Source organism: Rhodopirellula maiorica SM1, from assembly GCF_000346295.1.
Lineage (GTDB): Bacteria > Planctomycetota > Planctomycetia > Pirellulales > Pirellulaceae > Novipirellula > Novipirellula maiorica.
Genome location: NZ_ANOG01000004.1, coordinates 1 through 13,529 on the forward strand (window position 1 = coordinate 1; position 13,529 = coordinate 13,529).

At 57.2% G+C, this 13,529-nt stretch carries 7 protein-coding genes; 2 read left to right on the forward strand and 5 right to left on the reverse strand.

Translation table 11 applies throughout. The features are described 5' to 3' along the window. Window positions 1–199: 199 nt before the first annotated feature. Window positions 200–523: a Rieske (2Fe-2S) protein gene (locus RMSM_RS00160; RefSeq protein ID WP_040763271.1), complete on the reverse strand. Its 324-nt coding sequence runs from the start codon at window positions 521–523 to the stop codon at window positions 200–202. Window positions 524–710: 187 nt separating this feature from the next. On the opposite strand from RMSM_RS00160, the gene RMSM_RS00165 reads away from it, so the two are divergent. Beyond that, a complete protein-coding gene (locus RMSM_RS00165; protein ID WP_008689702.1) occupies window positions 711–3,554 on the forward strand; it encodes a M16 family metallopeptidase in 2,844 nt (947 codons plus the stop codon). A gap of 456 nt (window positions 3,555–4,010) precedes the next feature. On the opposite strand, the gene RMSM_RS00170 is transcribed toward RMSM_RS00165, so the two are convergent. The 4 genes from RMSM_RS00170 to RMSM_RS36250 all read right to left on the reverse strand — a co-directional run bounded on the left by RMSM_RS00170 (window position 4,011) and on the right by RMSM_RS36250 (window position 9,650). Continuing rightward, complete coding sequence (locus RMSM_RS00170; RefSeq protein WP_008689704.1) at window positions 4,011–5,885, reverse strand: putative membrane protein; 1,875 nt, start codon at window positions 5,883–5,885, stop codon at window positions 4,011–4,013. A 107-nt stretch (window positions 5,886–5,992) separates the two neighbouring features. Next, a complete protein-coding gene (locus RMSM_RS00175) occupies window positions 5,993–6,406 on the reverse strand; it encodes an ExbD/TolR family protein (protein ID WP_008689706.1) in 414 nt (137 codons plus the stop codon). Window positions 6,407–6,636: 230 nt separating this feature from the next. Next, window positions 6,637–7,677, reverse strand: coding sequence for a MotA/TolQ/ExbB proton channel family protein (locus tag RMSM_RS00180; protein ID WP_008689708.1), 1,041 nt, complete (start codon window positions 7,675–7,677; stop codon window positions 6,637–6,639). Further along, window positions 7,674–9,650, reverse strand: a complete 1,977-nt coding sequence (locus RMSM_RS36250) for a tetratricopeptide repeat protein (RefSeq protein WP_052031425.1) — start codon at window positions 9,648–9,650, stop codon at window positions 7,674–7,676. Before RMSM_RS36250 ends, RMSM_RS00180 begins: the two co-directional genes overlap by 4 nt. A gap of 236 nt (window positions 9,651–9,886) precedes the next feature. Between RMSM_RS36250 and smc the strand changes: the two genes are divergently transcribed. After that, a complete protein-coding gene (gene smc / locus RMSM_RS00190) occupies window positions 9,887–13,483 on the forward strand; it encodes a chromosome segregation protein SMC (RefSeq protein WP_008689716.1) in 3,597 nt (1,198 codons plus the stop codon). The last annotated feature ends 46 nt before the right edge of the window (window positions 13,484–13,529 follow it).

Consider the following 13,529-nt stretch of genomic DNA (forward strand, 5'->3'; position numbering starts at 1 on the left):
GCGAGGCGGAGCCTCGATGACAGTGCGTTCCAAGGCGGGAGCCTTGGAACGAGTGATTTTTACGAACTCAACTGGTTCCCAGGCTCCCTGCCTGGGAACCCCTGAACCGCAGGCTCCTGCCTGCCGAACAACAGCCGCCGCGAGGCGGGAGCCTCCGAGGGCAGTGCGTTCCAAGGCAGGAGCCTTGGAACGAGTGATTTTATGAATTCATGTCAATTTCGATTCGCCCATCGATCGCACGCACCGAGTACGTTTTTTGCAGCGGTTGGCGGTTGATGGTTTGAATCCCCGTCGACAACTCATATTGCCAACCGTGCCAGGGGCAGGTCACGCAACCGGCGGCGACATGGCCCTGGGCGATCGGACCGCCCTGATGGGCACACATTCCGTCCATTGCATACCATTGGCCGTCGTCGTGAAAAACCGCGATCAGCGTGCCTTCGACCAAGACCTCGATTGCATGGCCTTCGACACAATCTTCTTCGGCCGCAACATCGACCCAGTTCTGCACGTGATTTGGCATCCGATCAGCCTCCATTTTCGTAGGGGTGCGGTAACGCTCGGGGGGACGGAAAGTCTAGCGGACTGAGGGCGAAAGCGGGTCGTTTGCGTAGGCGACATAGCCCATTATCAACGATCCGAATCAAACGTTACAATTAACCGCAATCTTAGGTAACCCATGGAAACGCCCCCACGGAGCAATTGTTGCGATGGATTTCAGAAACCACGTTGATTCGATCCGAGCCCGCCTTGACGTCGGCTATCAGCGTCTTGGCATGATGGCGATGCTGATGGCGTTGGCGGCAGTGAACACCGCGTTTGCCGATACGCCCACGGACTCAAAACCCCAGCATCCCAACTCGACGGAAAGCCACAGCCCCGTGCCGAAAAAAGTAATCGAACTCGAAGGAATCTCCGAATACGTACTCGACAACGGAGTACGCGTTCTGTTGTTTCCCGACGACAGCAAAGAGGTGGTCACGGTCAACATGACACTGTTTGTTGGGTCGCGACACGAAGGTTATGGCGAAGCCGGTATGGCTCACCTGTTGGAACATATGCTGTTCAAAGGAACGCCGACCTTTCCCGAAGTCCCCAAAGCACTAACCGATCGCGGGGCTCGCTTTAACGGCACGACTTGGCTAGACCGCACTAATTACTACGAAACGCTTCCTGCCAGCGACGAGAATCTTCGCTTCGCACTGGAACTCGAATCCGATCGACTGCTGAACAGCTTTGTCCGTGGCGAGGACTTGGCGAGCGAAATGACGGTCGTCCGCAACGAATTTGAACGCGGCGAAAATTCGCCCATACGCGTGTTGATGCAGCGAATGCAATCGGCTGCGTACGATTGGCACAATTACGGTCAATCGACCATCGGCAACCGCAGCGACATCGAGCGTGTGCCTGTGGTAAAGCTTCGCCAGTTCTACAAAAAGTACTATCGGCCTGATAATGTAATGCTGATTGTGGCAGGCAAGTTCGATCCCGATTTCGCATTGCAACAGATTCAAGAAACGTTTGGTGCTCTGAAATCGCCCGACACTCCGATCGACCAAACCTACACGACCGAGCCACCCCAGGATGGCGAACGAACCGTCGTGCTGCGACGCGTGGGTGATGTCCAATACGTCGGTTCGGCGTACCACATTCCTTCGGGCAGCCACGAAGACTACGCGGCGATGAAAGCCCTCGTCTATGTCCTCGGCGATGAACCAAGCGGCCGATTGTATAAACAAATGGTCGAAACCGAGATCGCCAGCAACGTGTTTACGCTGGCGTACGGATTGACCGAGCCTGGCATGTTCATGGCAATCGCCGAGATCCCCAAAGCGAACTCAATTGAACAAGCACGCCAAACGCTGTTGGATGTCATCGAGAAATCGTTGTCGGAAAATCCGATCACCGAACAGGAAGTCGAACGCGCCCGGCAGCAAATCCTGAAAGAACGCGAACTGGCGTCGTCCGATACCGACAAGATCGCAGTCGCACTGAGCGATTGGGCCGCGCAAGGCGATTGGCGTCTGTACCTGTTGTACCGAGACCGGATCGAAAAATTGACGGTAGAGCAGGTTCAACAGGCTGCCGAGCGTTACTTTGTTCGCAATAACCGCACCGTCGGATTGTTCATCCCGAGCGAAGAATCGCAACGTGTCTCGATCCCCGAATCGCCGAACTTGGCCGAGCTATTCAAGGATTACGAAGGACGCGAAGCGATCGCGGCGGGCGAAATGATCGATCCGTCCCCCCTGGCCATCGAAGAACGTACCGAGCGTGGCGATCTGGTTGGCGGTATTCGCTATGCGATGCTGCCCAAGAAGACTCGCGGCGGGGCGGTCACGCTAAACATGACGTTCCGCTTCGGAACCGGCGACACGCTGAAAGGCAAAGTGGGTGCGGCGGAACTGCTGGGGATGTTGATGTCCAAGGGCACCAAGCAGCTCGATTACCAAGAATTCCAAGACGAATTGACCCGTCTGCGTGCTGAATTGACGATGAACAGCACCGTTGGGTTGCTGCAGCTTCAAGTCAAAACGAAACGAGAATTCTTGCCCGAGGTGGTGGAACTGCTTGGCGATGTCTTGCGTCAACCACGATTGTCGGCCGACGAACTCGAAGTCATTCGCCGCCAAGTGGTGACCAGTTTGCAGCAGAGCGAAAATGAACCGCAAGCCCTTGCGCCGCTCTCGGTACGCAAACGGTTGTCCCCTTACGACCCCGATCATGTGCTGTACGTGCAATCGATCGACGAGCAAGTTGAGATGTACAAGAACGTCACAGCAGAACAGATCCAACAACTGCACGCGAACTTTCTTGGCAACCAAGCGGGCGAAGTCGCCGCGGTCGGTGATTTTGATGCTGAAGAGCTAAAGTCGATGCTCTCGAACGAACTTGCCGATTGGAAAGTCGCCGAGCCGTATGTCCGCGTCGATCGCGATCCTCATCCTGGCATCGAAGGTTCGCTCGAACTAATTGAAACGCCGGATAAAGCGAATGCGTTTTTCTACTCCAGCGAGCAGTACGAACTGAGTGATGCGGATCCATCGTACGCATCACTTGTGCTGGGCAACTTCATCCTCGGCGGCGGCAGCCTCAGCAGCCGATTGGCCGATCGCGTGCGTCAACAAGAAGGATTGTCCTACGGCGTGCGAAGCAGTGTGACCGCGCGAGCTCGAGATAATCGCGTGGACTTTACCCTCTATGCGATCACCAACCCGGCCAATCGCGAGAAGTTGATCCGGGTGATCCGTGAAGAGATCGATCGGATTCGCAAAGACGGTATCACCGCGGACGAACTTGCCAAAGCCAAAGAGGCCTACCTGCAGCGTAACCGAGTGAGCCGCGCGGATGATTCATCCCTTGCATCGGATTTGCTCAGTTCGCTGTTCAACGAACGAACGTTGGCATACGAAGCCGAACACGAGTCGCAGATTCAAGCGGCAACGCTCGAATCGGTCAACGAAGCGATCCAAAACTACATCCAGCCCGAGAAGCTGGTGATGGCGATCGCAGGCGACTTCGCAAACGTCAAAGAAGGCGAAGCGGCGCAGTAGCAACCGTGATTCGAGGTAGCGAAACTCGCCAAGAGTTTCGTCCGCCCCTGAATGCCCGAAAGTCTTGAATGCCCGAAAGTCTTGACGGCGCGTCATGAGCCGCTCGCGCGTGAGAGAACGTCCGGCTTAGGGTGACTCTAACAACTCGCATTCGTTCTTTCTTTAAGGCCGGAGGCCGGTACAATTCATGCCGGTGGTGTTAACCACCGGTTTGGAATGCAGCAAATCCAAGGCCGGAGGCCGACACATTTACTCAGTCGTTGTGTCGGCCTCTGGCCTTTGCAGCTCATTCGCTACATCGGCAGAGGATGTATCGGCCTCTGGCCTAAGCCGGACGTTCTCGTAAGCGGCCGGGTATCAAGAGCGGCCATCACGCTTAAGCGACGGGGTCTGACGCTTCACCCGGTGCCTTACGGCCCGCGGCTCATTAAATCGACAAGCCGTTCACGGCTTTCGCTACCGCTGCCAAGTCGCGGCGGGCTGTTGGGCGATCTTGGCTTTCGATTCACGCAGCGTGTGACGGTAATAGCTTTCTAAACACAGCGTTGCCATCGACGTGGTGTAGATCGATCCGCCGTAGCCGCCCCACACGCTTTCGGTCGGCCATTGTCCATCGGGCAACTGAGTCGACAACAATCGCGACTGCAGCGCCCGGTTCCACTCTTCCCACGCCTCATCTTGTAATTGATGCAGCGCAAGCGTGGCGTAGTACCAATAGTAATAGTTGTCTTGCCCGACGCCGGGTTTCTGTTGCAACAGAGCCATTTCGGCTTCGTCGATCTCGGCTTGAGGCACAGTTTGCCCGATCAACAATCGAGTCGCCAGCGCCTCGGCGGTCATCGTGCGACTCGGTGCCTCGCCCCCGCGATAGCTGGCCAAGCCTCCGGCGCGTCCCGATCGAACACTGCGCAAGAACCGTTCCATTCCGCGAACCGCGGCATCGCTGGGTTGAATCCCTGCTCGGCTGCCGGCATCCAACACCATCGCTTGCCATCCGAGCTGGCTCAAATCTCCGGTGTCGCCCTTGGTATATCGCCATCCGCCAGTGCCTGAATGCTGCATGCTTTGCGTGTACTGCATCGCTCGCTTCGCCGATTGGATTGCCGATGCGTCGCGAGTGATTGCGGCGGCTTCACACATCGCTAGCGCCGCCATCCCATGGGCGTACGTCGCCGCGTAAACCGATGCGTTGCCCGAGAGAGATCCGTCAGGCTTCTGATTTTGAATCAAGTAGGCTAATCCGCGGTAGACGTTGTCCGCATACTCGCCTTGCTGATGCGTTTGCCCGGCCCCCATCAGCGACAACAACGCCAATCCGGTCAGTGCCGTCTCAGCTCGCGCCCCCGCACCGCCACGGTTCATTCCCAGCGGCTGTCGCTCTTTTCCTGCCCCGCTCGCCCGCGGATCCCAAGCCCCGTCGGGACGCTGATTTATGGTCAAATATTTAAGTGCAGCTGCGACAGCGGCCTCGGTTTCCAAATTGCCGCCGGTTTCGATCAGTGCTTCGGTTTTGGCTCGTCCCACACGATTGGCGAAATCATTTTCCTCGGCTCCCGCGACAAGCGAACGTTCTGCAGTCGATGCCGAAACGGGCACGGCTTCGACGTGACGCGGAGCGGGCTCGGCGCGGGCAACCGCGGGTTGCGTCGCGGTTTCGGATGGCGGTTCGGATGGCGGTTCCACCGCGGGTGCATTCACCGGTGCCTGGACCACCTCTGTCACCTCCGGCGTTTCCGGCTGTGGTTCGAACAACTTTTGAAAGTCGGCGTCCAAGCTATCCATCATCGAATCGATGGCCGTCGTCGACTCGGCGGCAAGCGATGGGGGAACGAGTGATGGCGGCGTCTCGGTTTCGCTTGGCACATCCGCCAACGGCGTTTCGCTTTCATCGCTCTCCGCTTGCACGGTTTCATCCAACTCAGGTTCGACCAGCGAGTCGGCCAAATCGGAAACCGGCAGCGGGGCGATTGCGGGTTGGTCGGCCGCCTGGGAATGATCCTCGGCTTGCATCTCGGGATCAAACGACGAAAATTCGATGTCTTGGATCCCGATCGTATCATCCGATTCCGGGTGGCTTTCCGCAGCCCCGCCAGCGGGTTTGGGCAGGTACGGCACCAAAACCAGAAGGATCAAATGCAGCACGACCGAGCCGATCAAGCAAATGATTCCCGCTTGGCGGCCTTGCCGTTTTTGTCGCCGAAACAACCAAATCGTCACCAGCAACAGCGTCACCGCCACTGCTGCGACGGCGTACACCAACCGTCGATCCGCCCACAGCGAATACGAGGTTTGCAGCGCGATAAGCGATCGGTTTAACGATAGGGAAAGCACGTCATCACCGTCGAGGAATCGAAGTCTCAGTCTTTGCTTTCATATGGGAGAAAAGAGTTTGTCTGATGCGGGAACCGCCATGACAAACCGTCGTTCCCACCGATTGCTTAGCGGCGGGTGCTTTTTGCCGACAATCCGACTTGTTGGACCCCACTGCTGCGAACCGCATGCAACACTTCGGCCACTTGTTGAAAAGAGCTTTCGCCATCGCCGCGGACCGCGACTTTCAGTGCCGGATAATTTGCGTGTTGATTGCGGAGCGTCTCTGAGAGCTGCGCAATCGTCACCGGCGTTTCGTCGAGCGTCAGTGAACCATCATTGGCCACGACGACGACCCGCTCGTCAGGCACTCGCGTCATCGAACGCAGATCGCCCACCGAGGGGACATTCACATTAATTCGGCTTTCTGCCTCGCTAAATTTACTGCCGACCATAAAAAAGATGATCAGCAAAAAGACGACATCGATCATCGGCGTCAAATTGATCGTCGCGTCCTCGGCTCGTTCACGTCGAATTGCCATAATTTCACTCGTCTCCGTAGGATAGGCTTCCAGCCTGTCATCGCCTCCGTAGGATAGGCTTCCAGCCTGTCATCAGCATCAGTTCCCTTGTCCAAAGCCTCAGGACATCGTGCCGTTTTCTATTGTCCGTTCCATTCACAGCGGCCAATAGTTTACTGTCGTAGTGGATGAGGTAACGAGTCCTGCAGCATGGGACTCGTTGCCTCGTCCACTACCGATGTTTCACGCCGCTATGCCGCACGTCGTTTGCGTTGCGGACGTGCGTTGCCTGAGTTCTCGAGTCCCTCGGCCGAAATGCAATCGACCACGCGTTGGCACAATTTGTCGATCTCGCCCAAGTAGCGATCGCTCTTGCTACTGAAATACATGTAAGCCAAATAAGCCGGAATGGCGACCATCAATCCACCCGCCGTGGTCATCAGGGCGGTACTGATCCCGGACGCCAACATCTCGGGTCGGCCAATCGATTCCTGCGAACTGATCGTCTCGAACGCCTCGATCATCCCCAGCACGGTGCCCAACAACCCTAGCAGCGGCGCCACGTTGCTGATCGCGTGAAACACACGAACGAAACGTCGCAGCCCATCGGCTACTCGGTCGCCCGCGTCCATCACCGCTTGTTCAATTTCGAACATCGGACGCCCCCAACGACGCACCGCCGCCTGGAACACCTCTGCCACAGGGCAATCGAACTCTTCGCAAATCTCGGTTGCCTCTTCGTAGCTCAATTGGCCATCTTCGACACACTCAGTGAACCGGCGAACAAACGGGCGTGGGATTACGCGACCTCGTCGTAGCGCGACCAAACGCTCGAGCGATAATGCAAATACAACCAACGAACAAAACGCCAACGGCAACATCAACCAACCGCCCTCGGCGAATTTGCCCAATATGCCTGGCAGTTGCCACCCCGCACCGGCGTCCGCTTCTGCATCCGCCGCGGCCAATTCGGGATCGGACACGGCATCGGCGGGTGGTTGTGCCGACGGAATCGCGGTCGACGCCGGTATCGTGGGAATCCCGCTATTAAACTGTGCTGGCGCAGGTTGAAAGTTGTTTTGCCCGTAGCCGTTCTGCTGAAAATTCTGCTGTGGATATTGAGCCGTCGCCAATTCCAAGTGAGTCATCCACCACAGCGAACCGACCCCCAACACAATCAGGGGAGCGACACGCGATACCAGTCCAGCGACATGGGTCGGTTTTCGTTCGCGCAGGCGAGTCCTCGGGTGTGAGGGGGCTGGGTTAGGAGTGCTGGGTTTGCGATCGCTCATCGTCGTAACGTTTTGTTCGGTGTGTTCGATGGTGACCCGGGGTTGGTCGGCGTCGTACCGTCACTGGGCGACAACGCGGCAAGCCGACGACTGGCTAAAACAGCGAACTCGCTATCCCCATGTCGGCTAACTAGAGTCGAATAACAAACCGCGGCGTCCCGTGTCCTCCCCAATTGTTCAAAAGATTTCCCAGCCTGGATCAACGACGCAACCACCCATGATCCGTCGGGATCAATCCCCGCGACCCCTCGATAGGCCTCGATCGCTTCGACATATTTCTGCTGCAAGTAATAGGTTTCGCCGATCATCCACTGTGCCCTACCACGCAGTGATGCGTCGACTTGGCTACTGCGAACGACCGATTCCAGATCGCTGCGGGCTTCATCAAATCGCAACCGGCGAATGCCAAGCTCGGCCGACAACATCGCGACCAAGGCGGTTCGATAGCGATCGTCGCGCGCTGCCTGGGTCGCGGCTTCGACTCGACGAGTCGCCCGATCCACTTCGCCGATCGACACTTCGGTTTCAGCACAACGCAGCAGCGTGGCAAAATCGTCCACGCCACGTTCGTCGACCACATGACACCACCAATCGTGTGCTTCGGGTCGGCGCCCCGTTTGCATCAACGCTTCGGCAAACAACCGCTCCATCGTGATCGTACGAGTCGGATCGTCTTGCGTGGGCGAAGTCGATTGCGATGCCAACGCCAACATCGACCAACGCTCGTGTCGCCCCGCCCAGCGGCAAGCCGACTCGCGTGATTTTGCTTGAATCACCAATGGTTTCGGCGGCGACAACAGAAACATCGCCAACCGTTCCGCGTCGGCTGCGACCGGCAACTGACTCAGTAAATCCGCAGTGGTTTGACCTGTCTGGTCGATAACGCCGAGTCGCTCGACCAACCGATCCCATGCATTGGAATCTCCCTGCGCCGCAGCGATCCGAATCGCAATCGCGGTCATCGTGGGCGTTAATTGGTCGACATCACGCTTCAGCACCAATCTTCGTAGCGGTTCGGGGATTCTGTCGATTTCGACCACCCCAAATTGGTTCAACACATCTTTAGCTGCATCCGAATCAGGCCATCGGTTAAACAATTCGATGATCATCGCCTCGGCCTCTTCGTCGCGACCGACCTGTTTCAAACACGCAATCCCCGCTTGCAACGCGCGAGACGCGTCCGGGTGCTCTGGATAGGCGTTTAGAAACGCGATCATTTGATCCGCCGCCTCCCCCATCCGTTGGCCGGACATCGCGACCGCCCACGCGGCGCCCAACATCGCCGTGGCCTTCTGAGCCGGAGCGGCGTGATCGGCAGCCAGACTGTAGGCGTTTTCCGCAGTGACGAGGTCTTGTTGGGTCAGCGAATCCCGTCCAATTCGCAAGCAAAGATCGACCGCAAGTGGTGCTTGTTCGGCAGTGATTCCCGACTCGGCCGCAAAGGCTCTCTTGAGCGTCTCGGTAGCGACATCCAACTTTCCAGCGTGAACAAACAATGACGCCGCAGCGAGCCGAACTAAAACCACGGTTGCCGGCGGTAATGTCTTGCTCGCAGGCCGCTGGAGTGCTGAATTGGCACGCGTAAAAAACTCAGTTGCAGCCGCGATGTCCCCTGCGTTTTGGAACGCGCGGCCGATCTGAGCCAACGGCAAGGTGAGATCGATGTCCGTCGTGGGTTGTTTCTCAAATTGCTGATCCAATTTCCGGGCGACTTGTGCCGCTTCGGCGAGTTTCCCCGCCGCGAAGTGCTCTTGAATCAGCGAATACATCTGTTGGGGGGACAAAATTCCAGATTCTGTGCCTGGTTCGGTCTCGCCCGCGTTCGAATGGGAGCCGTCAAGCTGCTGCGACACCCCCACTGTGGGTGCAGTCAAGAACACACCGATAGCGAAAACGATCATCGTGATGATCGATTGGGGCGTGATTCGTGGTGGCCAATCCGTCGGCAACTCAAAAATTCCTTCGTTTGACATTCGTGTCGAGTGATTTCTCTACATCTTCTCAAATACCCCAAACTGTGGATTTGCCGCAATCCCGGCTTCTCGCCGGCGATTTGTCAGTTCTGTGGCTGAAAAGCTTCAAAAACAGAGCTAGGCTCACCCGGTTCTTTCATCTACTCTGTAATATGCGGTAAATAAGCTGTATTTCGTATTTCACGGTCCTAGTTCTCTGGCCTCTCCCTCCTGATCCCGAGCAAAAAACTCTTCGCATGCTGAAAGCACTCGAACTGGCCGGGTTCAAAAGTTTTGCCGATCGGACCCGCTTTGATTTTCCCGAAGGGATTACGGTTGTCGTTGGCCCCAACGGCTCGGGCAAATCAAATATCGTCGACGCTATCAAATGGGTTTTGGGATCGCAGAGCGCCAAGAGCCTGCGGGGCAAGGATATGTCCGATGTGATCTTCAAAGGATCACAGACCCGCGGTCCGGCGGCGTCGGCCGAAGCGACGATCGTGTTCGATAATGCCGACGGCTCGCTGCCTGTGGACGCTCCAGAAGTCCACGTCACCCGCCGCGTCTATCGCAGTGGCGAAGCCGAATACTTGATCAACAACCAAGCCGTCCGGCTGAAAGACGTCAAAGCTCTGATCCGCGGCACCGGAATCGGGATCGACGCGTACAGTTTGATCGAACAGGGCAAAGTCGACCGCATGCTGCAGGCGAATGCCAAAGATCGCCGGGCGATTTTCGAAGAAGCTGCCGGGATCAGTCGCTTCAAAGCCAAAAAAATTGAAGCCGAACGGCGACTCGTTCGCGTCCAACAAAACCTGACCCGTCTGGGCGACATCGTTGACGAAGTTGCGTCGCGGCTCAAATCGCTACGCAGCCAAGCCAGCAAAGCCGAACGCTACCGCCAAGCCTCGGACCGACTGAAGGAACTGAGAACGCAAGTCGCGTGGACCGATTGGGCCGATCTGTCAAGCGAACTGGAAAAGTTTGAACAAGATCTGACCGATGCAGTCGCTCGCCACAGCGAATTGCAAACGCTTCGTGAATCGATGACCGAGCAGCGACAGGCTGCCGACATGAAATTGCAAACGATTGCCGAGCAAGCACGCGGGATCGAAGAAAAACGCTCGTCGGCGTTGCAGCGGATCGCCGAACTCAGCGGTCGACGCTCGGCCGACAATGCCGCGATCAAGGACTTGCGGTCCAGCGTAGCCAAATCGCTTGTTCGTGTTCGCTTGCTGCAAAGCCAAGCCGGTTCGGCGGCGGCGGAACTGCGAAATGCCAACGAGCGGCTCGCCCAGTACGAATCCGAATTGGCGGCGGTGCAAAAGCGCGGCAGCGAAGCGGAAACGCGGCGTGACAAAATTCAAGTCGAAGTCGACGAGGTTCGCAAACAACGTGACGGTGTTCAACAGAAACATCTCGCGTTGGTCCGTCGCGTCGCCGATCTCGAAGCGTCACGTCAACGCAGTGAACAACGCATTGCCGAAGTCACTCGCTTGCTGGCCAATCTGGGCAAACGCATCGATACGGCGAAAGCATCGTTGAGCGAAGCCGAAAAGGAATCCGAGGTTGCCAAGAACCGAGTCGCCTCACTTGACGACCAAATTGAACATGCCGCCAAAGAAGTCGAACTGGCCGATGCCAAGCTGCAGGAGAGCCGGCGTACGCTGTCACGGCGACGCGACGAAGCTTCGGCATTAAAAGTCCGACTGCAAGGGGTCACCGAACGGCTTAGCGTGCTGCTGGATCTGCATCGTCGTCAAGAAGGTGTTTCCGGAGGCGTTCAGGCAATCCTACAGGAGATGAGTGGTTCGGACGATCCGATCGCCAAAACGATGCATGGGATTGTTGCGGAGTGCTTTGAAGTCGACACGCATGTCGCGCCGTTAATTGATGCCGCACTTGGCACGCGAGCTCAGTACGTGATCGTCAGCGGTGGCAACTTGCAAGACGCGATCTTGTCAGGAAAATTCAAAATCAACAGCCGCGTGGGTCTGATTCGACTCGACGAACTACCACGTCGACGCCCCGGCGACCGTATCCGGCTGGATGGACTCAAAGGGGTCATTGGCCGCGGCGACCGGATGATTAAATGCGACGCGATGTTCGAACCGCTCGCGCGTCACTTACTCAGCAGTACTTGGTTGGTCGATTCGCTGGGCACCGCACTTGGACTGAGAAAACTCAGCGGTGCGGGATTGCGATTTGTTACGGCAACCGGCGAATTGCTGGAAACCGACGGTACCGTCGTAGTCGGCCCCGCCAATATCTCGACCGGTTTGGTCAGCCGCCGCAGCCAAATCACTGCGGCTGAACAAGAGATCAAGCACTACCAGTTTCAATTAAAAGAAACCGAAGCGGAATCCGAGCGTTTGGCTTCGCTGGTCGATGATCAAGCCGCTGAGTTGGGTCGCATCGAACAAAAACACCGCAGCCAAATCACCGAGCGAGCCGCCGCGGTCGCTGATTTGCGTCATGCTCAGGAGCGTTACCAGTCGCTCAAAACCGCGTTCGATGAACTCGATGCCGAAGTCGCCGCGGCCAACCAGACTCGCGCCACCGCCGAGAGCGAATATGCTGCCATGGGTAGCCGCATCGCCAGCGGCCAGCAGGAGATCGAAACGCTCGAGATGGAAGCGGCTGAGATCGATGAGATGCTCTCGGGCGCCCAAACCGAATTGCAATCAGCGACCAGCGAAGTGATGGCGATCTCTGTCGACGTCGCTCGCGCGGAACAGAAGTACGAAGCGCTCTCGACCACGATGCAGCAGCAGCGACGCGACCAAAGCCAACGCGAAGCCGCCGTCGCGGAAGTCCGTAGCCAAGCCGAACAAGGACGCGCCCGACTGGACGAACTCACCCTGCGAGTGCTCGAAGCCACTAGCCGCTTGGCGACGCTCAGCTGGGAATCGGACGCCAGCACCCATGAGCTTGCGGCGCTCGCCGAATCAGCGGCGACGGTTCGTGCTGAAAATCGTCAAATTGTCAAAGCTAGCGAAGACGCGATCAAGCAAACCAGTGTGGCCAGCGAAGCGGTCCACTCGATCACCGCCAAACGAGACAATGCCAAGGTTCGCCGCGACACGTTGGCCGATCGGCTACTTGAAGACTACGAAATTGACCTTCGCAATTCGGAGCCTCCCGAGGATCTCGAAGCACCCGAGGATCGCAAGGCGGTCGAAGACGAGATCACCGAACTGCGTGCTCAGCTGCAACGGACCAGCAGCGTCAACATGGAAGCCCTCGAAGAACTCGAGGGGCTACAAAGCCGCTACGACGAACTGCACGGCCAATACCAAGACCTGACCGCCGCCAAAGATTCGCTGCAACGGATCATCGGTCGTATCAATGCCGACAGCCGCCGATTGTTCCTCGATACGCTCGAAGCGATTCGCCAGAACTTTCAAAAGCTGTATCGCAAATCGTTCGGCGGTGGTCATGCCGATTTGATCCTCGAAGAAAACGAAGATCCACTCGAAGCCGGTGTCGAGATTGTCGCCACCCCACCTGGAAAACCGAGCTTTAGTAACTCACTACTTTCCGGCGGTGAAAAAGCGTTGACGGCCGTTGCGCTGCTGATGTCGATCTTCCAATATCGCCCCAGTCCGTTTTGTGTCTTGGACGAAGTCGACGCCCCGTTTGACGAAGCGAACATCGGCCGTTTCGTGACGGTGCTGAACGAATTCCTGGATCACTCTAAATTTGTCGTGGTCACGCACAGTAAAAAGACGATGACCGCGGCGACCACCTTGTACGGCGTCACGATGCAGGAATCGGGCGTCAGCAAACAGGTCTCGATCCGCTTCGAAGACGTCAGCGAAGACGGCGAGATCAACGAAGGCGAAGCCGCCTAAGCAAGCAGCTAGGCAGAAGACTTTTCGTAAATGAGCCGCTTGTTGA

What these genes read in the sequence shown, in the direction of transcription:
- RMSM_RS00160 (WP_040763271.1), bottom strand. Translation starts at nt 523, where the DNA reads ATGCCAAATCACGTGCAGAACTGGGTCGATGTTGCGGCCGAAGAAGAT.
- RMSM_RS00165 (WP_008689702.1), top strand. Translation starts at nt 711, where the DNA reads ATGGATTTCAGAAACCACGTTGATTCGATCCGAGCCCGCCTTGACGTC.
- RMSM_RS00175 (WP_008689706.1), bottom strand. Translation starts at nt 6,406, where the DNA reads ATGGCAATTCGACGTGAACGAGCCGAGGACGCGACGATCAATTTGACG.
- RMSM_RS00180 (WP_008689708.1), bottom strand. Translation starts at nt 7,677, where the DNA reads ATGAGCGATCGCAAACCCAGCACTCCTAACCCAGCCCCCTCACACCCG.
- RMSM_RS36250 (WP_052031425.1), bottom strand. Translation starts at nt 9,650, where the DNA reads ATGTCAAACGAAGGAATTTTTGAGTTGCCGACGGATTGGCCACCACGA.
- smc (WP_008689716.1), top strand. Translation starts at nt 9,887, where the DNA reads ATGCTGAAAGCACTCGAACTGGCCGGGTTCAAAAGTTTTGCCGATCGG.